General features: G+C 48.3%; 22 protein-coding genes and 2 tRNA genes. 8 read left to right on the plus strand and 16 right to left on the minus strand.

All coding sequences use genetic code 11. The features are described from left to right. Positions 1-77: 77 nt before the first annotated feature. From DCW36_RS23030 to DCW36_RS14790, 5 genes are all read right to left on the minus strand, one after another. On the minus strand, positions 78-362 hold the full coding sequence (locus DCW36_RS23030; RefSeq protein ID WP_114783471.1) for a methyltransferase domain-containing protein: 285 nt from the start codon (positions 360-362) through the stop codon (positions 78-80). A gap of 16 nt (positions 363-378) precedes the next feature. Then, positions 379-582 carry a hypothetical protein gene (locus tag DCW36_RS14775; RefSeq protein WP_125185483.1) on the minus strand — a complete coding sequence of 68 codons (204 nt, stop codon included), beginning with the start codon at positions 580-582 and terminating at the stop codon, positions 379-381. A gap of 482 nt (positions 583-1,064) precedes the next feature. Continuing rightward, positions 1,065-2,279, minus strand: a complete 1,215-nt coding sequence (locus tag DCW36_RS14780; protein WP_114783403.1) for a hypothetical protein — start codon at positions 2,277-2,279, stop codon at positions 1,065-1,067. Positions 2,280-2,287: 8 nt separating this feature from the next. After that, positions 2,288-2,361, minus strand: a tRNA-Asp gene (locus DCW36_RS14785). Between the two features lie 52 nt (positions 2,362-2,413). Then, positions 2,414-2,487 (minus strand) — tRNA-Asp (locus tag DCW36_RS14790). A gap of 224 nt (positions 2,488-2,711) precedes the next feature. Between DCW36_RS14790 and DCW36_RS14795 the strand changes: the two genes are divergently transcribed. The 5 genes from DCW36_RS14795 (at position 2,712) to DCW36_RS14815 (ending at position 7,055) form a co-directional block, all read left to right on the plus strand. Then, entirely contained in the window at positions 2,712-3,662 is a 951-nt protein-coding gene (locus tag DCW36_RS14795) for an acetyl-CoA carboxylase carboxyltransferase subunit alpha (protein WP_114783404.1), read from the plus strand. A 337-nt stretch (positions 3,663-3,999) separates the two neighbouring features. Further along, on the plus strand, positions 4,000-4,842 hold the full coding sequence (locus DCW36_RS14800) for an MBL fold metallo-hydrolase (protein ID WP_114783405.1): 843 nt from the start codon (positions 4,000-4,002) through the stop codon (positions 4,840-4,842). Between the two features lie 4 nt (positions 4,843-4,846). After that, positions 4,847-5,635, plus strand: a complete 789-nt coding sequence (locus DCW36_RS14805; RefSeq protein WP_114783406.1) for a patatin-like phospholipase family protein — start codon at positions 4,847-4,849, stop codon at positions 5,633-5,635. 103 nt (positions 5,636-5,738) lie between these two features. Further along, positions 5,739-6,410: a hypothetical protein gene (locus DCW36_RS14810; protein ID WP_114783407.1), complete on the plus strand. Its 672-nt coding sequence runs from the start codon at positions 5,739-5,741 to the stop codon at positions 6,408-6,410. A 93-nt stretch (positions 6,411-6,503) separates the two neighbouring features. Next, complete coding sequence (locus DCW36_RS14815; RefSeq protein ID WP_114783408.1) at positions 6,504-7,055, plus strand: 1-acyl-sn-glycerol-3-phosphate acyltransferase; 552 nt, start codon at positions 6,504-6,506, stop codon at positions 7,053-7,055. Positions 7,056-7,431: 376 nt separating this feature from the next. On the opposite strand, the gene smc is transcribed toward DCW36_RS14815, so the two are convergent. Then, positions 7,432-10,974, minus strand: a complete 3,543-nt coding sequence (smc, locus tag DCW36_RS14820) for a chromosome segregation protein SMC (RefSeq protein WP_114783409.1) — start codon at positions 10,972-10,974, stop codon at positions 7,432-7,434. A gap of 139 nt (positions 10,975-11,113) precedes the next feature. Here smc and DCW36_RS14825 point away from each other — a divergent pair, with 139 nt between their 5' ends. Next, on the plus strand, positions 11,114-11,665 hold the full coding sequence (locus tag DCW36_RS14825; RefSeq protein ID WP_114783410.1) for a hypothetical protein: 552 nt from the start codon (positions 11,114-11,116) through the stop codon (positions 11,663-11,665). Between the two features lie 207 nt (positions 11,666-11,872). Here the strand turns inward: DCW36_RS14825 and DCW36_RS14830 are convergent, their stop codons facing one another. The 3 genes from DCW36_RS14830 to pckA all read right to left on the minus strand — a co-directional run bounded on the left by DCW36_RS14830 (position 11,873) and on the right by pckA (position 15,074). Continuing rightward, positions 11,873-12,535, minus strand: a complete 663-nt coding sequence (locus DCW36_RS14830; protein ID WP_114783411.1) for a DUF4159 domain-containing protein — start codon at positions 12,533-12,535, stop codon at positions 11,873-11,875. A 50-nt stretch (positions 12,536-12,585) separates the two neighbouring features. Continuing rightward, entirely contained in the window at positions 12,586-13,302 is a 717-nt protein-coding gene (locus DCW36_RS14835; RefSeq protein WP_114783412.1) for a 16S rRNA (uracil(1498)-N(3))-methyltransferase, read from the minus strand. A 164-nt stretch (positions 13,303-13,466) separates the two neighbouring features. Next, complete coding sequence (gene pckA, locus DCW36_RS14840) at positions 13,467-15,074, minus strand: phosphoenolpyruvate carboxykinase (ATP) (protein WP_114783413.1); 1,608 nt, start codon at positions 15,072-15,074, stop codon at positions 13,467-13,469. A gap of 299 nt (positions 15,075-15,373) precedes the next feature. On the opposite strand from pckA, the gene DCW36_RS14845 reads away from it, so the two are divergent. Both DCW36_RS14845 and DCW36_RS14850 read left to right on the plus strand, forming a co-directional pair. Then, complete coding sequence (locus DCW36_RS14845; protein ID WP_114783414.1) at positions 15,374-16,951, plus strand: peptide MFS transporter; 1,578 nt, start codon at positions 15,374-15,376, stop codon at positions 16,949-16,951. 186 nt (positions 16,952-17,137) lie between these two features. Beyond that, positions 17,138-17,722, plus strand: coding sequence for a hypothetical protein (locus tag DCW36_RS14850; RefSeq protein WP_114783473.1), 585 nt, complete (start codon positions 17,138-17,140; stop codon positions 17,720-17,722). 161 nt (positions 17,723-17,883) lie between these two features. Here the strand turns inward: DCW36_RS14850 and groL are convergent, their stop codons facing one another. The 7 genes from groL to miaB all read right to left on the minus strand — a co-directional run bounded on the left by groL (position 17,884) and on the right by miaB (position 25,294). Further along, entirely contained in the window at positions 17,884-19,518 is a 1,635-nt protein-coding gene (groL, locus tag DCW36_RS14855) for a chaperonin GroEL (protein ID WP_114783415.1), read from the minus strand. Positions 19,519-19,560: 42 nt separating this feature from the next. Beyond that, positions 19,561-19,851, minus strand: coding sequence for a co-chaperone GroES (gene groES / locus DCW36_RS14860; RefSeq protein WP_114783417.1), 291 nt, complete (start codon positions 19,849-19,851; stop codon positions 19,561-19,563). Positions 19,852-20,166: 315 nt separating this feature from the next. Continuing rightward, the gene (secG, locus tag DCW36_RS14865; RefSeq protein WP_114783419.1) at positions 20,167-20,550 is read right to left on the minus strand and encodes a preprotein translocase subunit SecG; all 384 of its coding nucleotides are present in this window, start codon (positions 20,548-20,550) and stop codon (positions 20,167-20,169) included. Position 20,551: 1 nt separating this feature from the next. After that, the gene (locus tag DCW36_RS14870) at positions 20,552-21,928 is read right to left on the minus strand and encodes a tetratricopeptide repeat protein (protein ID WP_114783421.1); all 1,377 of its coding nucleotides are present in this window, start codon (positions 21,926-21,928) and stop codon (positions 20,552-20,554) included. Positions 21,929-21,951: 23 nt separating this feature from the next. Continuing rightward, positions 21,952-22,479: an LPS assembly lipoprotein LptE gene (lptE, locus tag DCW36_RS14875; protein ID WP_114783423.1), complete on the minus strand. Its 528-nt coding sequence runs from the start codon at positions 22,477-22,479 to the stop codon at positions 21,952-21,954. Beyond that, the gene (locus DCW36_RS14880; protein ID WP_114783425.1) at positions 22,463-23,731 is read right to left on the minus strand and encodes a sigma-54 interaction domain-containing protein; all 1,269 of its coding nucleotides are present in this window, start codon (positions 23,729-23,731) and stop codon (positions 22,463-22,465) included. The genes lptE and DCW36_RS14880 overlap by 17 nt, the downstream gene beginning before the upstream one ends. A gap of 129 nt (positions 23,732-23,860) precedes the next feature. Beyond that, entirely contained in the window at positions 23,861-25,294 is a 1,434-nt protein-coding gene (gene miaB / locus DCW36_RS14885; protein ID WP_114783427.1) for a tRNA (N6-isopentenyl adenosine(37)-C2)-methylthiotransferase MiaB, read from the minus strand. Between the last annotated feature and the right edge of the window lie 120 nt (positions 25,295-25,414).

A 25,414-nucleotide genomic window follows, 5' to 3' on the forward strand; every position in this document is an offset into this window, starting at 1 on the left:
ATCTATTATCATGTAAGTGAGATTAAGATAAAGTCACTCACTGATTTACACCAAATTTTAAAAGAAGGTTGATGAATTTATTCTGACAGCTTTACTAATCTAAAAAGGGTAGTCATATACTTACTATAAACTTCATCCTCTACCAAATGGAAAATAACATCTATTGAGAGGCCAAGCTGACTTTCAAATTTACTTTTATTATTTTGTAAGATGCTTGGTTTATTTTCATAAAAAGCTTTTGATGCGTCTTTTCTGAATTTCTCTTTACAACTTTCTATTATTGTTGGAGAAATATCTAAACCAATATATTTTGGATAGTTAGCAAGCGATAATTGGTTACCGTCCCCACATCCAAATTCAATTACTGATTTAACATCATTATCTTTTTATAAATGATTTTAAAACATCAGCCTTAAATTCAGCAAGTCTATTGTAAGATCCGCTACCCGAGGTTCCTCCACTAGAATATCGTTTTTCCCAATAATCTGAAGACCATGGTTTATTATAAAAGAAACTTAATATCTTCTTGCTCAAATAATGCATAAAAAGAGTCCTAGTAGTAAAAGTTTTGGCATTTTTCATAATATGATAGCTTATTCGATGTTATGGACGAAATTTGTATAGAGCGAAATAGAATACAATTTAAAAATTTAATTTATTAAAGCTAATATGTTCTACAATTTATTTTAAAAGTACAGCCTCATTCAATACAGATAAAAGGTATCCGCCTGCCCAACTACTTGTTTGATTTATGCTTAAGGTTCTGCGGGTAGAGGTCTGAGATGATCTGATCTTGTAATTGGTGGTTATGATGTTCTCCAATGTATATTTGAGCCACTGATAGGATGGATGTATGACCTTCTGCTTTTTGCAGATGGCAAAGAAGGAGTAAAGTTCCACAGCATATAGCTCAGGGCTATACCGGCACGTTGGGCGTCGTTGCCCATGGCTTTCTTAAACTTCTGTCTGGGGCATAGGCTCAGAAGGCGAGATACAGATTTATGTCGTGCTGATACGTATGTTCCTCATACCCTTCAATATTAGTTTTGCAATAGGAGCATCCCTCAATTCCTTATTTTACCCGCTTTTGCACCAAAACCAGCTAAAACAAAAACAAAAGGCAGCACAGGTACTATAAACCGGTTATCCCAATCTACCGAAACAGCCATCACCATTAGCGTATGTAAGAGCATTAATGTTGCCATAAGAGTTATTCCGGGATGCCGTAATCTCAGGTTACCCAGCTTTGTGATAGCTAAATAATAAACAGGGATAAAGAAAGTTACAATTAACAGATTATGCCTCAAAGAGTAATAGGGGCGTATTTGTCCCCAAAAAAATAAAAATCTCAACAACAAGAGTTTAAGGCATTGTAGGGGCTGGTGAAAGAATAGCTCCATGAGTTGAAAGATCACCAGTCTCGAATGATCAAAGGCAGGAGGGAAGTTTAGCGTTACCGTAATTCCATTGTAGCCTTGTATCACCTGACCGTTTATAAAATACTGGAGGGGAGAAAATACCTCAAGCAATAAAATTAAAACCACTAAAAGAAGCAACAGCGGAATGAAAAGAAGAAGCCTTTTTCCTGCCAGGAAAAAGGCTTCTTTATAGCGGACAATCAGGATAGCAGTTATTATCCCTGCAGTTAAAAAAAGCCCGTTTGGTCGCAGGAACATAATCAATAACAATAGGAAAAGTAATTTAAGTCGTTCATTGTCAGTAACCTTTTGTTGGCTCCTGACGAAGAGGTACAGGATGAAAACCGATAAACTTATATATAGAGATTCGGTATGAATGTACAGATTCCATGACTGCAGATCAGGCCACACAATGAATAGAAATGTAGCCAGGAGCGCTGAAAGTCTGCTGAAGGTTTGGAGAAAAGTTGTTTTGTATAAATAGATGGCTGCTACTCCTGAAAGGACGGTTTGCAACAGGACAACACAAATAAGAGGCAGCTTTAATACATGCAATAGAAAAAAGAGCAGCAAAGCATAGGTGCTGTAAAAAATACTGCTGCTCTGATACCAGAAAGTAGAGCCTTCTGCCAGGGAGTTCGCATACGCCAGATACCGGTGGCTGTCATACACTACTTTTACACCAAACCATTGGTAAAGAAACACGTGAACCAATAACCAGATTGGTACGAGTAACAGTGCTGGTCTTTTAGTTAGGACAGTGACGAGGTTATGAATTAGCATCATGAAATACCAGAGCTCCTCCCTTAAGTCATTAGAAAAAAAAGAGCCTGTAACCCAAAAGCTACAGGCTCTTTCCATAAGAAGAGCGGTCTGGACGGGACTCGAACCCGCGACCTCCGCCGTGACAGGGCGGCATTCTAACCAACTGAACTACCAGACCAAAATTTTAATCAGAACCGTTTGTTCTGTACTACTTACCGCAGTGTTACCTGCGGTCTGGACGGGACTCGAACCCGCGACCTCCGCCGTGACAGGGCGGCATTCTAACCAACTGAACTACCAGACCGTTTGCCTTTCGTTGTGTCTTAATCGTTAAGGTGATGCAAATGTAGAAGGTTAATTTTAATTCTGCAAGTGCTCTACATCTTTTTAAACCTATATTTCTTTAAAATTTTTGTAACCGGTTCAAAACCACTGCATTTATTTTTTAAGCCCTTATTAATTTAAGCTCCATATTACCATCAATGCCGGAAACTGTTAAATTTGTACCTGTAAACAGCTGGAAAAAATATGCTTTTAGACTTCGAACAACCTATAGCCGCCCTGGAAGGCAAACTGCAGGAAATGAAAAGACTGGCCGACGATAGCCAGGTTGATGTTTCGGAAGCAGTAAAAGCGCTGGAAGAAAAAATAAAGACGCTGAAAAAGGAAACCTATGCTAACCTGACGCGCTGGCAGCGTGTGCAGCTCTCCAGGCACCCACTCAGACCGTACACGCTCGATTATATACAAGGCCTGACGGACAAATTTATCGAGCTCCACGGCGACCGTACCGTGAGCGATGATAAAGCGATGGTAGGCGGCTTCGGTGAAGTGGATGGCAGAAGCATCATGTTCATCGGTCAGCAGAAAGGTCGCAACACCAAGCAGCGCCAGATGCGTAACTTTGGTATGGCGAACCCGGAAGGCTACCGCAAGGCGCTTCGCCTGATGAAAATGGCGGAGAAGTTCGGTAAACCAATCGTAACGTTCATTGATACACCGGGTGCTTTCCCGGGACTGGAAGCCGAGGAGCGAGGTCAGGGAGAGGCGATTGCCCGTAACCTGAAGGAAATGTTTATGCTGAAGGTGCCCGTGATCTGTATCATCATAGGAGAGGGGGCTTCCGGCGGTGCATTGGGTATTGCCATCGGCGACCGTGTGATGATGCTCGAAAATACCTGGTATTCCGTAATTTCCCCCGAATCCTGCTCTTCCATCCTTTGGCGCAGCTGGAACTACAAAGAACAGGCAGCCGAAGCCCTCAAACTTACGGCAACCGACATGCTGCAGCACAAGCTGATCGACGGTATCATCAAAGAACCGCTGGGCGGCGCGCATACCGAACCCGAAAAAATGATGCGTAGCCTGAAAAAGAAAATCCTCGACTTGCTGGATGAATTGGAAGGTATAGAGGCGGAAGAGCGAATTGTACAACGTATCGAAAAGTTCTCTTCGATGGGGGTTGTGCAGGAAGCGTAACAAGTTTGGGAGTTAGAGAGTTTAGGAGTTAGAAAAGTAAAGAGGTAGAAAGGTGGAAAGGTAGAGAGGTCGATTTTGTAGGGGTTGAAGATTTTCAACCCTGTAACAGGGAGGTAGAAAGGTTGGGGATATGGCTGTAGAGACGCGGTGCCCGCGTCTCCTGCACGAACCTCGATCCTGCACTAGCCACAGACAAATCTAATCCTGTTAATCCGTTAATCTGCTTAATCCCGGTTCAGACAAAAAAATCATAAATTCTGTAAATCCTGATTCAGACAAATCTAATCCTGTTCATCCGTTAATCAAAAGAATCAGTGGTTCAAACTTTTTAACTTATATGCAGCGCCACATCATCAATACCGGCTTCTTTAAACTGGATGGCGGCGCCATGTTTGGTGTGGTGCCCAAGACGCTGTGGCAGCGCACCAATCCTGCCGACGAAAATAACCTCTGCACCTGGGCCATGCGCTGCCTGTTGCTTGAAGACGGCGACCGCCTTATCCTGATCGATAATGGCCTGGGTGATAAGCAGGATGCCAAATTCTTCAGCCATTATTACCTGCACGGCGACGACACGCTGCTGAAGTCGCTCCACAAGGCCGGCTTTGCACCCGGGGATGTGACGGATGTTTTCCTGACGCACCTGCACTTCGACCATTGTGGCGGTGGTGTGAAGTATAGGAGTGGAGGAAGCGGCTATGAATTAACTTTCCCGAACGCTATCTACTGGTCCAATGCCGACCACTGGAAATGGGCTACCGAACCCAATGCCCGCGAAAAGGCATCCTTCCTGAAAGAGAACATCCTGCCCATGCAGGAAAGCGGGCACCTGCAATTCATTGATGTTGCGGCTCCTTCTCCGTTTCCACAGTTCGACATCCTGTTTGCTGACGGGCACACCGATAAAATGATGCTGCCGGTTATCCCTTACAAAGGCAAAAAACTGGTCTTTATGGCCGATCTGTTGCCGTCGGTGGGGCATATTCCGCTGGCGTACGTGATGGGCTATGATACCCGGCCCCTGCTTACCTTAGATGAAAAAGCAGCTTTCCTGCAAAAGGCGGCTGACGAGCAATATATTCTTTTCCTGGAGCACGATCCGGTAAATGAATGCTGTTCCGTGCAACATACCGAAAAAGGAATTCGTTTAGACAAAACATTTTCACTAAGCGAAGTATAATCCTATGAAGATTGGTCTGGCGCTTTCGGGTGGAGCAGCCAGGGGAGTTGCTCACTTAGGAGTATTAAAAGCCCTCCGGGAACTCAATATTGAAGTTGGCATCATGTCCGGGGTAAGCTCCGGGGCTATTGCCGCTGTTTTTTTTGCAGCCGGTTATGCCCCCGACGATATCCTCCGCCTGATAAAGCAGCTAACTATTTTTAAAGTGGCCCGCCCTTCGTTTGGGCGGCTGGGGCTGATGCACCTCGATGAAATTGAGAAGCTCTACCAGATGCACCTGGGGGCCAATGCCTGCTTCGAAGATTTAAATATTCCCGTTATCATCAGCGCTACCGAAATGAAAGAAGGCGTTACGGCCTACTTCTCTACCGGGAATTTAATTCAGCCGCTTCTGGCTACAACTGCTGTGCCTATCCTTTACAGGCCTATCCATTACAAAAACATGCTGCTCTGCGATGGCGGACTGCTGAATAACCTGCCCATCGATCCGCTCTACAACAATTGCGATTTAAAAATAGGAGTGCATGTCAACCCGATCAACCACCAGGCAGAACTGGTTTCTATCCGGAATATGGTGGAGCGGGCCGTACAGCTTGGGGTGAACAACAATGTAAAACTGCGGCTGCATTTGTGCGATATGCTCCTGGAGCCGCAGGAACTAAAACACTACCGGCTGGTCGATTTCAGAAAAGCGGATGAAATATTTGAAATTGGATATAAATATACGCTTCACATGGAAAAACACCTCAGGGCTTTAATAGGGGTATTTGAGTCTAAAATGAAAAAAGATTAAGATTAATCCAAAAAATAAGTGCTCAAACGTTAAAAAATATTTGAAAAGTATTATTTAAAAGTATAGGTCTTTCGTATATCTACAGTATAAAACCTGAAATGATATGAAAAGATATACTTTAATTTTACTTATACTTGTTTTCCCCTTTCTAGGCAGAGCACAGGAAAATAGGAGTCATTTGGTTCCTGCCAAGGTGAAGCAAAACTCCATAATGCTGGGAGGCAATGCGAGTGCCAGCTATTCGCGGTTTAGCAACAGCATCGATATCCGGAGCATAACGGGCTATGAAACCGGTAACAGGCTGCAGGCCATGTCGCGTTTCAGGGCAGGGTATTTTTTTCTGAATGATTTTGTAGTTGGGCTGAATTTTAATGCCAACTACACCAGAGCCTCCACCAATGTTACTACCACCACCGATACCCCGGAAGGACCCATGGAAGAAACAACTACCGAAGTAAGCAGGGCAACTTATTTACTGGCCGGCCCCTATGCACGTTATTACCTGGACAACGGTTTGTTTGGTGAAGTAACCGGTGCAGCAGGTTTGCGCAATTTTCAACCGGGCAGGGAGTATAACTTATATGAAGCAACCATAGGGGTAGGTTATGCTTATTTCCTGAACGAAAAGGTAGCCATTGAGCCCATGGTGGCCTTCCAGTACTTCCTCGAAACAAATACGGTACGCGATAATTATTCGTATGGACCTATGTTTGGCGTAGGTGTGCAGGTGTATTTGTGGCAGGAGCAGTCAAGGGTTATCAGATACGGTTTGTAAATCTGGATAAATCTTTGTAGCTATACATTCTGATTTTACCATACATTAAGCCATTCTAATTAATTTTAGGGTGGCTTATATTTTTGTCCGTATATGTTTGCAAAACTACTCTCGAAAGTAATCTTTAAAGTTGCCGGCTGGAAACTGGTCGGAAACCTGACGCCTGAGTTACGACGCTGTGTTATGATTGCGGCGCCACACACCAGCAACTGGGATTTTATTTACGCCCGGGCAGCCTTCTACCTGATGGATGCGCCCATCCGCTTCACGATCAAAAAAGAGTTTATGGGTTTCCCGTTTGGCGGGCTGCTGAAATCGATGGGCGCTTTGCCTGTCGACAGGTCAAAGAATACCCGCATGGTGGATGCCATGATCCGGATTTTCAAAGAAACGCCGGGCGACATGTGTGTCATGGTGACGCCGGAGGGAACGCGCAAGTACCAGCCACGCTGGCGCATGGGCTTCTACCATGTGGCTTTAGGAGCAGGCGTACCCATCGTGCTGGGCTACCTCGATTACGAGCGTAAAGAGGCTGGAATAGGTCCGGCTATTTACCCTTCGGGAAATGTGGAAGAGGACATGGAGAAGATCCTGGCCTTCTACAGAACCAAGAAAGGAAAGTACCCGGAGAAAGGAGTGCGGTAAGAGCAACTGAGGCTGTGGTGGCTGGTGCAGAAAACTTTTTTAACCGAAAACAACTGGCGCTGCTGTTTTTTCTGCTACACTCGCTGATTCGGATTGCAAATCCGAATCAGCAGGTTTGTGCTGGTGCGAGCTTGTAGCTCGTACTTTAGTTTTGTAGGCTTAATTGCTACATGCAGCATGCAAAAGCTTTATGTAACTAAACAATTTGCTTTACTTCGTTCTCGTGGACAATAAGAACGAGCTACAAGCTCGCACCAGCAAAACTATAGTGAGCAGCAGAGGCTGTGGTGGCTGGTGCAGAGAACTTTTTTAACTGAAAACAGCAGCGCCAGTATCGTTTCCGGTACTGGCGCTGCTGTTTTTTAGCTTGTAGCGGCTACGCTATCTGCCTTAAATCAACCGGGATCACCCGGGAAATACCGGCTTCTATCATCGTGATGCCGTACATCACATCCGTCGAGGCCATGGTGCGTTTGTTGTGCGTAACTACGATAAACTGCGAATCGTTGGAGAACTTGCGGATGATGTTGTTGAACTTGTCGATGTTCGCATCGTCCAGCGGCGCATCCACCTCGTCGAAAATACAGAACGGGGCCGGCTTGAGCAGGTAAATGGCGAACAGCAGCGAAATAGCAGTCAGTGTTTTCTCGCCACCTGATAACTGGTTGATGGTGAGCGGTCGCTTGCCTTTCGGCTGTGCCATAATCTCGATGCGCGAATCCAGCGGGTTTTTCGGATCGGTGATCACCAGGTCGCAGTTATCTTCTTCGGTGAAAAGGCTGCGGAACACCAGCATAAAGTTCTGCTTGATCTGGTTGAAGGCATCCATGAACTTTTCTTTCGCGACGGTATCGATCTCGTTGATGGTATCGATGAGCGTGTTCTTGGCGTTGAGCAGGTCGTTGCGCTGTTCGGTTATAAAGCGGTCGCGTTCTTCGATTTCGGCATAGGCTTCGGCGGCCATGGCGTTTACCGGGCCCATTTTGTCGAGACTCGTTTTTACAGAGTTGATGTGCTGGCTAAGCTCTTCGTTGGAGAGGGCAAACAACTCCGTCGATTCCAGCTCCGGAATATCTTTTTCCAGGTCTTCGGATGCCAGGTTGAACTCGGCCGCCAGGCGCTCCTGTACCGATACCAGCTTGATTTTGGTGTCGTTGATGGTCTGCTGCATGCGCATGAGCAGTTCGTCGCTGTTCTGGCGCTTGCGCTGCAGCTCCCGGATGATCCTGTCTTTCTCGTCCAAAGCGCCACGCAGGCTGAAATACTTCTTCTCGATCTCCTCCAGATCGCGGGCAAACTCTGCTCTGGCAGCCACCATTGTCTCAGCTATAGCCTGGTGCTCTTCGATAAAATCGTCGGCCTGCGCTATTTCTTCTTCCGCTTTGGCAAACTCCTGCTTCAAGCCTTCAATACGCTCCTGGTTCGTTTCAACGGCTTTTTGCTTGTAGCTGATTTCCTGCTGCAGGCTGGCAAAGCGGTTCTTGAGTTGGTGGAACTGAATGTTGGCCTGGTTGTACTGCCCCGACACGACCGAAATCTGCTCCTGCTGGCGGTTTAGTTGTGAGCTGAACACTGCTATTTCCTCTTCCAGGCGCACCAGTTCCTGCTGGTCTTCCTCGGCCTGCGGCGAAACTTCCTCGGCCTGCTGCTCCAGTTCTTCCAGTCGCTGTAACAACTCCTGCTGCTTCAGGTTGAAGTTCTGCAGGTTCTGCTGGTGCTGCTCATGACGGATGCGGACGGTCAGTAACTCCTGCTGTTGTTTGGCAACTTCCTTTTCCAGATGCTTGATAGGCTCTTTCTGCGATTCGCCTTTGTAATTGAGCAGGATCTGGTGCTGCGTGTTGATGCGGCTTTGCAGCAGGTCGGCCTGGTGCGTGAGGTCTTCCACTTCTTTGGCTAACTGCTCCAGGTTCTGCTTGCGCCCCAGTCGGTTCCCATCAAACACCCCGACAGAACCACCCGATAAGCTCAGCGGCTTTTTAATGGCGGAGCCGTCTTTCAGGATGATTGTGCGGTAGTCTTCGGATGAAAAATCATCGTCGGAACCTTCGCTGATGTACACGTTGCTGAGGATGTACTTAAGCAGGTTGCTGTATTTTTTATCGGCTTTTACTACCTCGTAAGCTGCTTTCATTCTGCCGTCCGAGTAGGTGCCGCCTGGCTCCATCTCTTCTATTTCGGACAGGATGATAAAGTTGGCGCGACCCTGGTTTTCCTTTTTCAGCAGCTCAACGGCCTCTACAGCATCTTCCAGGGCATCTACCACAAAGAAGTTCATGTAAGGCTCCAGGTAACTTTCTATCAGCCCTTTATATTCCTGCTCACACACGATGATGTCGGAAAGGAGCGGAGCCGGTTTGGACCAGCTGTCGGACTGGTAGAGAAAGCGGATTGCCTCCGGGAAACCTTCCAGATTCTCAACCAGCGATTTGGTCAGGTTGTACTGGTTCTGTTTAGCATCCAGCGTCCGGTTCAGGTCCGTTAGCTGGACTTTTAGTTCTTCAATGTCGGCTTCGGTTTTCTCGATATTCTGGAGCAGGAGCTCCTCACGTGCCTGAAGCCGCACGAGCAGGCCGGTTTTCTCTTCCAGCACCGCCTGTGCTTCCTGTAGTTGTTCTTCCAGGATGCGCGCATCTTCGTCGGCGGTAAGCTGCTGCTGCTGCAGGCGCTCCAGTTCGGTGTTGATGCTTTGCACCTGTACCTGGTTTATCTCAAGCGATTTGTGCAGCTGGAATACCGCGTTCTGCTTTTCGCGCTGCTGTTGGGTGAGCTCCTGGAACTGCTCCTGCAGGGCCTGCTTCTGCTCATTGGCTTCCTGCAGGTCTTCTTTCAGGGCGCTTACCTGCTCTTCTGTGTCGGCATACTGCTCCTGTACTTCTTCCAGTTCTTCGCGCAGCTGCAGGATGCTTTCCTTGGTATGGTCGAGGTTGGCGGCGTCCTGGCTGATCTGCTGGCGCAGTTGCTGGATGCGCTCTTTCAGGAAGTAGCTGCGTTCCGATTTCAGTTTAATGTCGTTCTCCAACTGCCGCAGCTTGGCTGTTTGCACCTGCATGGTACGCTGGCTTTCGCTTAGTTGCTCTTCTGTATGCTGCAGCACCAGTTTCTCGTCGGCAATGGCGTTTTCTGCTTCGGTTACCGCTTCGGCATAACTTTCTTTCAGCTCCGTTTCCTGCTTCACATCCTGGTCGAGGCGCTGCAGCGTTTGCTGGTATTGTGAAATATTGCGGCGGGCAAACTCCAGGCTATGCTTCTTATAGTCTTCCTTTAACTGGAAGTACTTAATAGCCTGTTTTGCCTGACGTTCCAACGTTTTCATGTTCTTGCCGATCTCGAAAAGCACGTCTTCCACACGGGCCAGGTCGGCATCGGTTTCTTCGAGCTTTTTAAGCGTCTGCTTCTTGCGCACCCGGAATTTGGAGATACCGGCAGCTTCTTCGAATAACTGGCGGCGGGAGTTTTCCTTGTCGTTCAGGAGCTCGTCCACCATCTTCAGCTCGATAATGGCATAGCTGTCGGAGCCGATACCGGTGTCGAGGAAGAGTTCGTTGATATCTTTCAGGCGACAAGTCACACCGTTTAACTGGTACTCGCTGTCGCCGCTGCGGTAGTATTTCCGTGTGATGGTTACCTGCGTATAGGCAGTGGGCAGAATTCCCTTGTTGTTATCGAAGGTGAGCGACACCTCCGCCAGCTGCACCGGTTTCCGGGTTTTGGAGCCGTTGAAAATAACGTTCTCCATTTTATCGGAGCGCAGGTTACGTGTCCGCTGCTCGCCGAGCACCCACCGGATGGCGTCTACAATGTTGGACTTGCCGCACCCGTTCGGACCCACGATACCGGTGATTCCATCGTCGAAGTTGATCACGACACGGTCTCCGAAACTTTTAAATCCTTTTATTTCTAATCTTGATACTTGCATTCGCTTCTGCCGATTTTCTTCAATCAACTTTCAAAATTAAGCTAATTCTGTTACCAAAGCACTTTCTGTGGGTATAAATATCTGAAGAAGCTACACTGTTTGCGTTTTGTTTTTGCTATATTTGACTAGAGACAGCCCTATGGAAGATTTAAAAGTAATATTATATATACTGGCAGCCGTTGCCTTTTTCCTGTACAACACCTGGCGTAAAGCGTTTAAGGACAAGGAAGAGGAGATGCCGCCCGAAGTGCCTTCGAAGCGCAAACCAGCTTCACAGCCGCAGCCACCAAAGCCACAGCAGCACCGCCAGCAAGCACCGCAACGGCCTGCGGCACCTTCCACTTCGCTGGAAGATATTCTCCGGGAGCTACAACCGAAGGCAGAACGGGCCAAAGAACAGGCGCGTCCGGTGGTAGAGAAAGTGAAGGAGAAAGTTCCGTCACCGCCACCGCCCAGACCGGCCAAAAGCTATGAAGTGGCAGCAGAAGAGGCATTGTCGCTGGAAAACCCCGAAGAAGCGCGGGAGGCCATGCGGCGGGCGCAGCGCCGGCAAATTGCGCAGCATGAAGCGTTTGAAGCTTATAAGGCATCGGCTCGTCAAAAGAGCAAATATGCCGCGATGCTGCAAAACCCGCAGACTGCGCGCGATGCCTTTGTGCTATCCGAAATTTTTCAGCGGAAGTACCGGTAATTGTCAGAATTTGGATTCGTCAGATTGGGGGATTAATGGGACTTTGTTTTTTGATTACAGACAGCTTGAGTAGCTATCGGTTGCTGTGTCTTGGTTCTGTCCACTGTCTGAATCGCTGCTTACACAGATAAAAGGATAGTGCTGATTTTCTTTCAGAAATATCAATCTGATTAATCCAATAATCTGACGAATCCCAATTCTGACAACTTACAAATACTGCGTGAGCGCATAAGCGATAATGTTGGCGCCCATTTTTAAAGCCTGTTGCCTTTTGTCTTCGGGGTCGTTGTGTACTTCCGGATCTTCCCAGCCATTGCCGAGGTCGGTTTCGTAGGTGTAAAAGCACACCAGGCGGCCTTCGTGTATGATGCCAAAACCCTGCGGCGGCTTGTTGTCGTGCTCGTGAATTTTGGGCAGCCCGTTGTTAAAGGTGAACTTCTGCTTGTAGATAGGGTGGGAGAAAGGCAGCTCCACAAATTCGTGCTCCGGGAACACCTTCTTCATCTCCGGACGAATGTACTTGTCCAGCCCGTAGTTATCGTCGATGTGCAGGAAGCCGCCGCTGATGAGGTAGTTGCGCAGGTTCAGGGCCTCGGCATCAGAAAACACCACGTTGCCGTGCCCGGTCATGTGCACAAACGGGTAACTAAAAAGCTCCGGGCTTCCAACTTCTACCACAGCCTCTTCCCGGGCTATGTTCATGTTCAGGTGCTGGTTGCAGAATTTAATCAGGTTGGGCAGCGATGTTTTGTTGGCATACCAGTCGCCGCCGCCGTTGTACTTGAGTTTGGCAATTTTAAACCCGTAGCCCTGTGCCAGGGCTATTTGTAAAAGGGTAAGGGAAAATAAGAGCAGGAATATACGTTTCATAAAATTCGTTTCGGTTTTGTTTGTTGCGCGACGCTCGGTAGTAGCTTTCCCTATAACGGTTCTAGAAGGTCGTGCAGTACATGTAAGGTATGACAGGCGACAAGTGCAGCGGTTTCGGTACGCAGCCTGCTTTTGCCCAGCGTGATGGGCCGGATGCCCGCCTCGTAAGCAAGTTTAATCTCCGGTTCCGAAAAATCGCCTTCAGGACCGATCAGGATGCAATGCGGTTTTCCGGGGGTGTAGTATTCCTTCAGGCTTTTGGTGGCATCTTCTTCTAAATGAGCAATAAAAGTCTGCTCCGGAACACTTATCTGCACGAAATGCTTATAAGGCATCATGGGGTGCAACAGTGGCAGGTACCCCTTCTGCGACTGCTTCATGGCACTGACGGCAATCTTCTCGAGCCTGTCGAGGCGGATGTTCTTGCGCTCCGAATGATCGCACTCCAGGAAAAATATTTCGCTGATGCCGATCTCCACCGCCTTCTCCACGAACCACTCCATGCGGTCCATGTTTTTGGTAGGAGCCACGGCAATTTGCGCGACATAGGGTAACTGGCCATACTCCTGCTGCTTATCAATTACCTGCAGTCTGCATTTTTTATGATGCACCTCCATGATCATGGCAGTATAGCGTCCTCCCTTGCCATCGACCAGGTAAACAGTGTCGCCCTGCTGTAAGCGCAGCACACGGGTACAATGTTTCGACTCTTCTTCGGGTAAGGTGTAGATGTCTTCTTTGATATCTGGTGTAAAAAACAGGTGCACGGTTTTGGGTTTAATGTTTGGTAATTCTACTTAACAATACGAAATCTGCAGATTTAAAGCAACCGTCAGTTCTGCTATTTCTCAACCTGCAGGCTGATTGTTTTGACTAATGTTTTCTTGCGCTTATCTGGCGTAACCTTCAATAATATCCCAAAGTTAAAGGTTTAGGTTAGCTTTGGAGCACCTGCAAGTATTTCTTCGTTTGCGTATTCAGCATACTTTTCGAAGTTTTTCACGAAAGAGGCGGCCAGATCCTTTGCTTTTTTATCGTAAGCCGCTTTATCAGCCCAGGTGTTGCGCGGGTTCAGGATGTTTTCGGGTACACCGGGGCAGGACTGTGGCATGGCGACTCTAAATATGGGATGTTCCGTATATTCAACATTTTCCAGTTCGCCATTCAGTGCTGCCGTTATCATGGCTCTGGTGTAAGGTAGTTTCATACGGGTGCCTGTGCCGTAGGGGCCGCCTGTCCACCCGGTATTCACCAGCCACACAGTTACGTTGTGTTCTGTCATTTTTCTGCCCAGCAGTTCAGCATACATGGTCGGGTGCAAAGGCAGAAAGGCTGCTCCAAAACATGCCGAGAAGGTTGCTTTTGGTTCCTTTATGCCTACTTCGGTGCCTGCCACTTTGGCCGTGTAGCCTGAAATGAAATGATACATGGCCTGGCTGGTATTCAGCTTCGCAATAGGAGGCAGTACACCAAAGGCATCGGCTGCCAGGAAAAAAATGTTTTTGGGAACACCGCCCCTGGACGGTTCTACCGCGTTGGGTATAAAATGGATGGGATAAGAAACCCGGGTGTTTTCCGTTACTGTTCTGTTGCTAAAGTCGACGGTGCGGGTGCCTTCGTAGAAACGGGTGTTCTCCAGAATCGCGCCATACCGGATGGCATTCCAGATTTCCGGTTCTTTGTCTTTGGTCAGGTCTATTACTTTGGCATAGCAGCCGCCTTCAAAATTAAACACACCGTCAGCAGCCCAGCCATGCTCGTCGTCGCCAATCAGGCAGCGGTTCGGGTCGGTGGATAAGGTTGTTTTGCCGGTGCCGGAGAGGCCAAAGAAAATTGCGGTGTCGCCGTGCTCTTTCCCGATGTTGGCAGAACAGTGCATGGCCAGCACATCTTTGCGGCAGGGCAGCAGAAAGTTCAGAATCGAAAACACGCCTTTTTTCATTTCGCCGGTGTAGCAGGTGCCCCCAATCAGGATAAGTTTTTTCCTGAAACTGATGATGGCAAAGTTCGACTGCCGGGTATCGTCTGTGGCCGGATCAGCTTCGAATTCCGGAACACAGAGAATGGTGTAGTCGTGCTGAAAGTCTTCAAGTTCTTCTTCTGATGGCCGGAGGAACATGTTAAAGCAGAACAGGTTATGCCAGGCCTGTGTATTCACAATCCTGAGTTTCATATGATAATCCGGATGGTTTCCGGCACAGGCGTCGCGTACATACAGTTTCCTGCCTTTTAAGAATTCCAGCATTTTAGCGTGCAACCGGTCAAACTTTGCCGCATCAAACGGAATGTTAATGTCGCCCCACCACACGGTATTTTCGGTGAGTTTATCTTTTACAATAAATCGGTCCTGTGGAGAGCGGCCTGTAAATTCACCCGTGTCACACATCAGCGCGCCGGTATCGGTTAGCAGACCTTCACCATTTTTAACTGCTTCTTCTATCAGTTCAGCGGGGCTTAAGTTCCATAGTACCTCTTTTGCCTCACGTATACCTGCTTCTTCCAACAGCTGCGTATCAGTTTGTTTTCCGTATAATTTCATGTTGCCTGTCTGTTTGTTGTTTTCAAAATAGCGTACTTAAGCACCTCTTACGGAAATATGAGAAGATGTACCCGCCATTTTTGACGATAATTTTGGAGATGCATTTGTCAGAATCACCAGCTACCGGAGCCTGAATAATGAAAAGACTGTTTAGAAGATGTTATATTGGCCATGAATATCAGCTGCTTCAGGTTTGCAGCGACAAACCTGTGTCTGAAACATTTGTTCGGGTGTCGTTAAACTGATATATTTACTATCGTTGTACACAAAACTAATCTAACTATCAACTACAATCTTTTATGTCTTTACGAGAACACACGGCTACGGACCAGGTAAGCGAGCAGAATGCGCCTATCGGAGCCGAACCAACCGGACCTGAAATGTGGGGTCATCCGAAAGGGTTATTCTATCTCTTTTTTGCTGAACTGTGGGAGCGCTTCAGCTTTTATGGCATGCGGGCTTTGCTGGTCCTGTACATGGTGCAGGAACTGTTATACAGCGATACGATCGCGTTTGGTATTTATGCCGCTTATGGCGCCCTGGTTTATGCCACACCCGTGATAGGTGGTATGGTAGCCGATAAACTGCTGGGGTACCGCAGGGCCATTATGTTAGGTTCGGTGCTGATGGCACTCGGGCATTTTGCGCTCGCTATTGAGCATCCGCTTTTCTTTTACGGTGCACTGGCCCTCCTGATTGTCGGAAACGGCTTTTTCAAACCGAACATTTCGACGCTGGTAGGTACCCTGTATAAGCAGGGCGATGCCCGACGCGATGCCGGTTTTACGATCTTTTACATGGGCATTAACATAGGAGCGATGGTGGCGCCACTGGTGTGTGGTTACCTGGGCGTAACATTTGGTTGGCACTATGGGTTTGCGGCGGCCGGTATAGGTATGTTATTTGGTCTGATCATGTTCTGGAACGGTTCCCGAAGCGGTGTTTTTGGCAGTAACGGACTGGCTCCCGATCCTGTGGCCGTAAAAGAGCGTGTAGCTGGTATATCCAGGGGGGCATGGGTGCCGCTGCTCACCATCCTGTCGTTGCCTTTCTTCGGTATTTTGCTGTTCCATGGCACGCTCGACCTGCCTGGTTTAGGTATCACGGAGTTTAACGGACATCTGATCGATTATGTACTGTATTATGCACTGTTGCCGGTAATCGCGCTGGTGCTGATTTATAACCTGGTGAAAGTTGATAAAGTGGAGCGCCACCGCCTGTTTGTGGTGATCTTGCTGACCTTCTTCATTACGGTTTTCTGGTCCTTTTTTGAGCAGGCGGGTTCTTCGCTCACGCTGTTTGCCGAACGAAATGTAAACCTGACGTTCCTGAACGCTGCACAAACCAACTCGATAAACCCATTTTTTATCGTGCTTTTTGCCTTGCCGTTCTCGGCCATGTGGGTTTTCCTGTCGAAGCTGCGCATGAACCCCTTTACCCCGGTGAAGTTTGCCTTAGGCATCGCACAACTTGGATTTGGCTTCCTTATTTTTGCCTGGAGCGGTAACTTTGCCGATGCCGAGGGCCGCGTTTCTATCTGGTTCCTGATCCTGGGCTACCTGTTCATCACGACAGGGGAGTTGTTTATTTCGCCTGTGGGTTTATCGAAAGTAACGGAGCTTTCGCCTAAAAAAATCGTGGCGTTTATTATGGGTGTCTGGTTCCTTTCCTCTTCGTTTGCCCACCACATTGCCGGTATCATTGCCAAGCTGACTTCGGTAAGTGGAAGCGGCGAAGGCGGCGATGTTTCTGCTCTTGCTTCACTGGCCGTTTACACCAGCGTTTTCGAACAAATCGCCTATGTTGCTTTTGGTTTTGCTGTACTTGCACTTCTGCTGACTCCGCTAATGCGGAAATGGATGCACGGTATTCATTAATAAATTCTATTCTGGATAATCAAAAAGCCTCTGTGGAAACAGGGGCTTTTTTTTATGCAAAAAATTAAACTTTTTTATCATGGTTATGTGTTGCAACACCAATGACAGTAAATGTTATTTTACCTGTAAAAAACCCCTTAACAAAACTAAATTATTTTCTTCTTTTAGCCCATGTTTTTCAATTTCATGAAGAAGCACACCCTGCTGGTGCTTCTGCTTGGCCTTGGCCTCAGTTCCTGCGAATTAACTGCCAACCTGGATGAGCAGTTTGCAGTTTCTACTACTACCGAAAAAGGACTTTACCAGATTAAGGCGGGAGCACATTCCTCCAACAGCGGCATCAAAAAAGTAACGGCAGCTACCATGCGTTTCGAAGTTACCTTTGATAGCACTGCCATCTACCAGACCGTAAACCCGGATAACCAGGCTGATATAAACAAACTGTACGGCCTGTCGGACTGCAACTCGGAGCACCATACCAACAGCGCCCGGTTTGGCTGGCGGTGGTACAAGAACAGGCTGGAAATTCATGCCTATACCTACAAAAACAAGAACCGCGAATCAAAGTTTATTGACCATATAGAACTGGGCAAGCCGTACATCTGCGAAATCAAATTTGAAGATGAAAAATATGTCTTCAGTGTGAACAAAAAAGAAGTAAAAATGCCCCGGAATTGTAACGGCATAGGAGAGGGTTACCAGCTTTACCCATACTTCGGAGGCGATGAAGTTGCCCCACATGACATCAACATCAAAGTACGGGACCTGTAGCAGCGGCTGTGGTGACAGGAGCAGCAGAGTTTTAAGTGTTAAAAAAGCTTTTTCCCAGCTGGTGAGGAGCAGCGGGAATGGAGGCAGGTGCAGAACACAAGAAAAAACAGAAAAGCCGGCATCGGGAGCGATGCCGGCTTTTCCTTTATAGCTGGGAATGATTACATCATGCCGCCCATGCCACCCATGCCGCCTGGCATAGCTGGGGCACCTTTGTCTTCTTCCGGCTCTTCTGATACCACGCAATCGGTAGTAAGCAGCAGACCAGCAATAGAAGCAGCGTTTTCAAGTGCAAGACGCGTTACTTTTGTCGGGTCGATGATACCGGCTGCGAACAGGTTCTCGTACTTGTCTTCGCGGGCGTTGTAACCGAAATCGGCTTTGGATTCGCGTACTTTCTGTACTACCACAGAACCCTCGCCACCTGCATTGGAAACGATCGTTCTAAGCGGAGCTTCCAGCGCTGTTTTCACGATTTGTACACCCGTCAACTGGTCGTCGTTTTCAACGGCTACATTGCCAAGCGATTCGATGGCACGGATAAGCGCCACGCCACCACCTGCTACGATACCTTCTTCCACAGCAGCGCGTGTTGCGTGCAGGGCATCGTCAACGCGGTCTTTCTTCTCTTTCATCTCCACTTCGGTAGAAGCACCGATGTAAAGGATAGCTACACCACCAGACAGTTTCGCTAAACGCTCCTGCAGTTTCTCTTTGTCATAGTCAGATGTAGTAGTGTCCATCTGCGCTTTGATCTGGTTGATACGGCCTGTGATATCGTCTTTTTTACCGGCACCGTTAACGATGGTGGTGTTGTCTTTGTCGATGATCACTTTCTCGGCCTGACCTAAGTAGTCAAGGGTTGCGTTTTCGAGTTTGTAACCACGCTCTTCGGAGATCACGGTACCACCTGTCAGGATGGCGATATCTTCCAGCATCGCTTTTCTTCTGTCGCCGAAGCCAGGAGCTTTCACAGCGGCAATTTTAAGCGAGCCACGCAGTTTGTTAACTACCAGTGTAGCAAGGGCTTCGCCATCCACATCTTCCGCGATGATGATAAGGCCTTTGCCCGTCTGCACTACCTGCTCCAGTACCGGAAGCAGTTCTTTCATGGTAGAAACTTTCTTGTCGTAGATCAGGATGTACGGATTGTCGAAATCCGCTTCCATCTTCTCAGCGTTGGTAACGAAGTAAGGCGACAGGTAACCACGGTCAAACTGCATACCTTCTACCGTTTTTACTTCGGTTTCAGTACCTTTTGCTTCTTCTACAGTAATTACACCGTCTTTACCCACTTTGTCCATGGCGTCGGCAATCATTTTACCGATTTCAGGATCGTTGTTGGCAGAGATAGTACCTACCTGCGATATTTCAGAAGAGTTTTCAATTTTCTTGGACTGCGATTTCAGGTTTTCAACAACCACGTTTACCGCTTTGTCGATACCACGCTTCAAATCCATTGGGTTGGCGCCTGCAGCTACGTTCTTGATACCGGCAGCATAGATCGCCTGGGCAAGTACAGTAGCGGTAGTAGTCCCGTCACCGGCCTGGTCAGCTGTTTTAGAGGCAACCTCTTTCACCAGCTGCGCACCCATGTTCTCGATCGGGTCTTTCAGGTCGATTTCTTTTGCTACCGATACACCGTCTTTGGTAATGGTAGGAGCACCAAACTTTTTGTCGATGATAACATTGCGGCCTTTCGGGCCCAGGGTTACTTTTACAGCATTTGCCAGTTTGTCAACGCCGGCTTTGATCTTGCCACTCGCTTCGGTATCGAAAGTGATGTTTTTAGCCATTTTATTTAATTCCAGTTAAGTTTTACTTACGAATTTGCTCTATTAAAGAATTGCCAGGATATCAGACTCACGCATGATCAGGTAATCGCTGCCGTCGATAGAGATTTCGGTACCGGCATATTTTCCGTACAATACCTGGTCGCCAACTTTCAGCTGTGGCTTCATCAGGGCACCTTGCTCAGACACTTTGCCTTCGCCAACGGCTACTACCTCACCACGTTGTGGTTTTTCTTTAGCAGTATCAGGAATAATGATACCAGACTTGGTTTTTTCTTCTGCTGCAGCAGGAGCTACAATCACTCTGTCTGCTAATGGTTTTATGCTGATTGACATAGTTTGTTATGTTGTTAAGTTTTTATGGTTGATAGTTAAGCTTTGAAACCACAGGTGTAGTATCATTTCCTGTGCCAAGGTGGCGGCTCTGCCATTTTAAGCCAATTTTGCAGGTTTTCTGCTGCTGCTCCTGCCAAATTGTGCAAAAACTGTCAGGGCAATGGAACTTTTTTGCTGCTACCTGACATACCGCGCGACAGAGAAGGTAACATGAGTACGCCAAAACAGGAGCAGTGGCTGTGGTGGGAGGTGCAAATAAAAAACCCGGTAGGTTTTACCAACCTACCGGGTTTCCATTATATTATTGATAACCGCTTATTGAGCAGTATCGGATTCAATCATATCCGGAATGTCAGCAGCATCCGGAATAGCGGCAGTTGTATCCGCAACGCCAGGAGCCATACCCGGGCCAGGAAGCTGCGACTGACGCGCACGCTCTTCGTTAATGCTGCGGGGAGCACCGGCAGAAGAACCTGCAGAAGACATCATGTGTGTGCCAAGGGTTAATACAACCAACGCGATAGCAAAGCCCCAGGTAAGTTTTTCAAGTAAATCGCCTGTGCGCTTAACACCCATCAACTGGCTGGTGCTTCCACCAAACTGGCTGGACAGGCCGCCGCCTTTCGGGTTCTGTGCAAGCACAACAAGAATAAGCAGCACGCAGATAAAAATGATGATACTGATAATGGCGATATACATATTAGTTTAAGTTTTGTAATTTTTCTATTTGTTCAGCAAAGTAAGCTTTTTTTTCGGGATATTTCAAAATCAGCTGCTCATATATTTTAACAGCTTTCTTCACTTTGCCCTGTTTCAGGAAAATGGAAGCTAAATTTTCGGAGGCCATGCCTTTGCGTATCCGCGTGCTTTTCAGCGACAAATCTTCCTGCGGCTCGGGCTTTAGCTTCAGGTTGGCCATCGTTTTCAGGCGCGGGTTGAGCTTGAGGAACTGGTCGATAATGTCGAGCTGCGTGCTGAGGACATTGGTGGTGGGCTGAATGGCTTTTTCCAGTTCATGGGTTTTGCTGTACTCCAGGATGAGTTCCGGGTGAAAGCTTTGCGGTTTCTGCCGCGTATAGTCGTCTTTGAGCTGCAGCACTTCGCCCATGCGGCTGGAGCCCATCCAGTAGCCCAGGGCATCTTCAGCGTAAAGCCGGTCAATTTCGTCGGAGCTGTAGTTTACTTCCCCGAAAGGCTGCTCTTCCTGGTTTTCTGCTGATGTTGCAGCTGTTTCTGCAGCTGCTGCCGTGTCAGTGACTGTCATTTCGTCTTCCGGACTATCTTCCTGTTCAGCGGGAGAGGTTTCTGCTGGTGCCTCCTCAGCCTCTTCGCCAGCGCCGGCTTCGGTTTCGGCGGTATCGGGCGTGTCTTCGTTTGCATGCAGCAGTTCCGGGATAATGGGAGCCGGTGCTACGGTAGTTTTGTCAGGTTTAGCAATGAGCAGGTCGGTGGAGGAGGAGCTAAGGCTGTTGATGGTAAGCAACATAGCCAGCTCCGAGTAAACCGATTCTTCCGGTGCTTCCGCTGCGGTAGGTTCTGCTGTACCCTCTGTTGTTTCAGAACTTGCTGGTTCAGGCGTGGCAGGCGCAGGTTCAGCGGCTATTAGTTCTTCCTCGTTTTCGCCGGCCGTTTCTTCCGTTACTTGTTCTTCCTCCTGGTTCTCCGGACCGGATACAGGCTCGTTGGCAGGTTCGGGTGCTTCGGTGGGCTCCGGATTTTCTGCTGCTGCAGTCACCATTGCCTCTGCTGCTGTTTCCTGCTCCTGTGGCTCCTGGTTCTGCAGTAGCTCGGGTTCGTGCTGCTCTTCCTGCTCAGTTTCTTGATAAACAGGCACTGGCGGCGAAGGAACGGCATAAATAATTTTTTTCAGCAGCTTCCGGTCGGTGGCGTAGGACGAGGCGCTGCGCAGGCGTTGCGAAGACAACATGCTTCCTTTGTCATAAGCAGATTTGGCCAGCAGCAGGTGCGCGGTCTGGCAGTACGGGAATGCCGCAGCCACCTTTTCCAGTTCATCTGTTTGTTGGTCTGTTATGCCCGATACCTGTTGTATCAGTTCAAGGAAAGCGGATTTATTCATAATTTATTTACTGTTGGCAGCTGCTACCAGTTCGCCAATGATTTGTTTAAAACTTCGGTTACCAGCCGGTCGGTCATTTCTTCAATAGCAGAAGGCGGAATCTGGGTGATGTCCACGTTTGCGGCAAAGTCCTGCGAAATGCTAAACAGCTGGTCGAAATTTTCCTCCGAGTTTTTAGTGTTGGTATAACGCACCTGTACGCCCAGCGTCAGGCGGTTGAGGCTGGCCTGGTCGAACTGGTCTGTCCGCTGCACCGCTGCCGGCGTAAGCGAAAAGGTAACAATGTTTCCTTCAAACTGGAGATCGCCCTCCCGCTGAATGATGGTCAGGTTGGTATTGCGCTGGAAGGTTTGTTTAAAGCCATTGGTTACCAGCTGTGTCAGGTTGGCAGGACCCTCGCCCGAACTGTTTTCGATGTTCTGGATGGAGATCGTTTTAATATCGGGATCTACGGTAATGCCGGTAAAAGAATAAATGCCGCAACCGCTGCAAAACAGTAGCAGGAAAAGCAGGCAATGGCTGATCAAAACGAGTTTACTCTTCAATATCATACTGCTTCAGTTTACGGTATAAAGTCCGCTCCGATATTCCCAGGTCGAGGGCGGCATATTTACGTTTGTTGTTATGCTTTTTCAGCGCTTTCAGGATCAGCTCCTTTTCCTTATCCTCCAGCGACAGGCTCTCTTCCTCGGTTTCGTGCGGAATATCTTCCACTTCCTTGTGATTATCGTAGTCATCGTGCTGCGGGTGCTTTACCGGGAGCAGGTAACCTTCTGCTTTTTCCGGCTGGTAGCTGCGGCCTGCGTAGTGGTGCTCGATGTTTTCGAACAGGTGGCTGTGCTCTTTCAGCAGTTCGCCTTCCTGGTGGTCATGTGTAAGCAACTCAAAAACCAGCTTTTTAAGTTCCGACATGTCGCGCCGCATGTCAAAAAGCACCTTGTAGAGCAGGTCCCGCTCCGAAAATTTCTGATCGGCACCTTTTTCGGTACTCAACAACATGGGCAGGTTGCTTTGTCCCTGTGGCAGGTAGTGGCGCAGTTTGTCGGCGTCTATTTCCCGCTCGTACTCCAGCACCGAGATTTGCTCCACAATATTTTTGAGCTGCCGGATGTTACCCGGAAACCGGAACTTCATCAGCTCCTGGATAGCGTCCGGCGTCAGGCTGATGGGCTTTACTTTGTATTTGTCGGAAAAGTCGCTTGCAAATTTACGGAACAGCAGGTAAATATCATTGCCCCGGTCGCGCAATGGCGGCACTGCAATCGGTACGGTGTTCAGGCGGTAATATAAATCTTCGCGGAAAGCGCCTTTTTCTACCGCACCCAACAGGTTTACGTTGGTGGCGGCCACTACGCGCACGTCGGTTTTCTGCACTTTGGATGATCCGACCTTAATAAATTCGCCGTTTTCCAGCACCCGCAGCAGGCGTGCCTGGGTGCCCAGCGGCATTTCACCAATCTCATCCAGGAAAATCGTGCCGCCGTCCGTTACTTCAAAATAACCTTTGCGCGCTTCCTGCGCACCGGTAAAAGAGCCTTTTTCGTGCCCGAAAAGCTCCGAGTCGATGGTGCCTTCGGGAATGGCGCCACAGTTAATCGCAATAAACTGCCCGTGCTTCCGGGGGCTCAGGCTATGGATAATTTTGGAAAAAGATTCTTTGCCGCTTCCGCTTTCACCGGTAATCAGCACGGTCATGTCGGTCGGCGCCACTTGCGCAGCCACCTGTACGGCATGGTTCAGCAGGGGCGAATTACCAATGATCCCGAATCGCTGCTTTATACTTTGAATATCTATATGCTGCATTTAGTTAATGTGCTAATTATTTAATGTGCTGGTTTTAAATGTGCTAATTCTTTAATGTGCTACTGTGTTGATTAAAAGAATTATACTATTCCCCTCATTAACACATTAGCACATTATAAAATGAGCACATTAACAAGCTTCCCCGAACAAAGTGCCTACGCTGCAGTCGTTTACCAGCACGTTTACATAATCCCCTTTTTTGTAATGCATTTTAGGGAAGATCACTACTTTGTTCTGGTCGTTGCGGCCGCTCAGGAAGTCTTTTGATTTCTTGGAGAAGTTCTCTACCAGCACTTTGTGCACTTTGCCTACATCGCGTTTGTTGCGGAGCAGCGACAGCTCGCGCTGCTTATTGATGACCTCTTCCAGCCTGCGCTTCTTCGTTTCCAGTGGAATATCGTCTTCCAGCTTCCGGGCGGCCAGTGTGCCGGGACGCTCGGAATAGAAGAACATATAGGAGTAGTCGAATTGTACATAGTCCATCAGCGACAGCGTGTCCTGGTGCTCTTCTTCGGTTTCGGTGCAGAAGCCGGAGATCATATCGCTGGAAATGCCACAGTCTTCTCCCAGGATGGCACGGATGGCGTCTACACGGTTCAGGTACCACGCCCGATCGTAGGTGCGGTTCATGAGTTCCAGCACCCGCGAATTACCGCTTTGGGCCGGCAGGTGGATGTATTTGCAGATGTTGTCGTACTTTTTAATCGTGTACAACACTTCATCGGTGATGTCTTTGGGGTGCGAGGTAGAGAAGCGAACCCGCAGATAAGGGTTTACCAGCGCCACCCTTTCCAGCAGCTGCGCAAAATTCACAGTTTCTGTTCCGTCTTCCGATGCCCATTTATAGGAATCCACATTCTGGCCCAGCAGGGTCACTTCTTTGTAGCCTTGTTTCACCAGTTCCTGCGCTTCCTGCAAAATAGAGTGGGCATCGCGGCTACGTTCGCGTCCACGGGTAAAAGGCACCACGCAAAACGAGCACATGTTGTCGCAGCCCCGCATGATGGAGATAAAGGCAGAAACACCGTTGCTGTTCAACCGGATGGGGTTGATGTTGGCATAGGTTTCCTCGCGCGACAGCAGTACGTTCACCGCCTTCTGGCCGCCATCTACTTCGTTCAGCAGGTTTGGCAGGTCGCGGTAAGCATCCGGACCCACTACCAGGTCCACGATCTTCTCTTCTTCCAGCAGCGATTTTTTCAGGCGCTCGGCCATACAGCCCAGCACCCCCACAATCAGACCCGGTTTTTTGCGCTTAAAGTAATTGATCTGGCCCAGGCGGTTACGCACTGTTTGTTCCGCTTTCTCGCGGATGGAGCAGGTATTCAGCAACACCAGGTCAGCTTGTTCAATTTCGGAAGTGGTATCGAAACCTTCTTTGAAGAGGATAGAAGATACGATCTCACTGTCGGAGAAGTTCATGGCGCAACCGTAGCTCTCGATGTACAGTTTGCGTGTTTTTCCGGTATTTGTCTCCTTGGTTACCTGGGTTTCGCAGGCAGCTGCGGCTTCTTCAGGCGTACGGTTATCTATAAAATTTAAATCCTTAACTAATGCGTCCATGCTGTTACTATTAGGGATGCAAATATACTACATTTTTGCTTAAAAGTGTGACAGAATGGCAGGTACTTTATTAATGTGCTGATGTGTTAATGAGGGTAATGTGCTAATGTGGGTACTGGG

The organism is Botryobacter ruber, assembly GCF_003347595.2.
Taxonomy (GTDB): domain Bacteria; phylum Bacteroidota; class Bacteroidia; order Cytophagales; family Hymenobacteraceae; genus Pontibacter; species Pontibacter ruber_A.

What these genes read in the sequence shown, in the direction of transcription:
- groES (WP_114783417.1), bottom strand. Translation starts at nt 19,851, where the DNA reads ATGTCAATCAGCATAAAACCATTAGCAGACAGAGTGATTGTAGCTCCT.
- pckA (WP_114783413.1), bottom strand. Translation starts at nt 15,074, where the DNA reads ATGAAATTATACGGAAAACAAACTGATACGCAGCTGTTGGAAGAAGCA.
- DCW36_RS14780 (WP_114783403.1), bottom strand. Translation starts at nt 2,279, where the DNA reads ATGGAAAGAGCCTGTAGCTTTTGGGTTACAGGCTCTTTTTTTTCTAAT.
- DCW36_RS14880 (WP_114783425.1), bottom strand. Translation starts at nt 23,731, where the DNA reads ATGCAGCATATAGATATTCAAAGTATAAAGCAGCGATTCGGGATCATT.
- DCW36_RS14830 (WP_114783411.1), bottom strand. Translation starts at nt 12,535, where the DNA reads ATGAAACGTATATTCCTGCTCTTATTTTCCCTTACCCTTTTACAAATA.
- DCW36_RS14810 (WP_114783407.1), top strand. Translation starts at nt 5,739, where the DNA reads ATGAAAAGATATACTTTAATTTTACTTATACTTGTTTTCCCCTTTCTA.
- DCW36_RS14815 (WP_114783408.1), top strand. Translation starts at nt 6,504, where the DNA reads ATGTTTGCAAAACTACTCTCGAAAGTAATCTTTAAAGTTGCCGGCTGG.
- smc (WP_114783409.1), bottom strand. Translation starts at nt 10,974, where the DNA reads ATGCAAGTATCAAGATTAGAAATAAAAGGATTTAAAAGTTTCGGAGAC.
- DCW36_RS14800 (WP_114783405.1), top strand. Translation starts at nt 4,000, where the DNA reads ATGCAGCGCCACATCATCAATACCGGCTTCTTTAAACTGGATGGCGGC.
- DCW36_RS14775 (WP_125185483.1), bottom strand. Translation starts at nt 582, where the DNA reads ATGAAAAATGCCAAAACTTTTACTACTAGGACTCTTTTTATGCATTAT.
- DCW36_RS14850 (WP_114783473.1), top strand. Translation starts at nt 17,138, where the DNA reads ATGAAGAAGCACACCCTGCTGGTGCTTCTGCTTGGCCTTGGCCTCAGT.
- DCW36_RS14870 (WP_114783421.1), bottom strand. Translation starts at nt 21,928, where the DNA reads ATGAATAAATCCGCTTTCCTTGAACTGATACAACAGGTATCGGGCATA.
- DCW36_RS14805 (WP_114783406.1), top strand. Translation starts at nt 4,847, where the DNA reads ATGAAGATTGGTCTGGCGCTTTCGGGTGGAGCAGCCAGGGGAGTTGCT.
- DCW36_RS14795 (WP_114783404.1), top strand. Translation starts at nt 2,712, where the DNA reads ATGCTTTTAGACTTCGAACAACCTATAGCCGCCCTGGAAGGCAAACTG.
- secG (WP_114783419.1), bottom strand. Translation starts at nt 20,550, where the DNA reads ATGTATATCGCCATTATCAGTATCATCATTTTTATCTGCGTGCTGCTT.
- groL (WP_114783415.1), bottom strand. Translation starts at nt 19,518, where the DNA reads ATGGCTAAAAACATCACTTTCGATACCGAAGCGAGTGGCAAGATCAAA.
- DCW36_RS14825 (WP_114783410.1), top strand. Translation starts at nt 11,114, where the DNA reads ATGGAAGATTTAAAAGTAATATTATATATACTGGCAGCCGTTGCCTTT.
- DCW36_RS14845 (WP_114783414.1), top strand. Translation starts at nt 15,374, where the DNA reads ATGTCTTTACGAGAACACACGGCTACGGACCAGGTAAGCGAGCAGAAT.
- miaB (WP_114783427.1), bottom strand. Translation starts at nt 25,294, where the DNA reads ATGGACGCATTAGTTAAGGATTTAAATTTTATAGATAACCGTACGCCT.
- lptE (WP_114783423.1), bottom strand. Translation starts at nt 22,479, where the DNA reads ATGATATTGAAGAGTAAACTCGTTTTGATCAGCCATTGCCTGCTTTTC.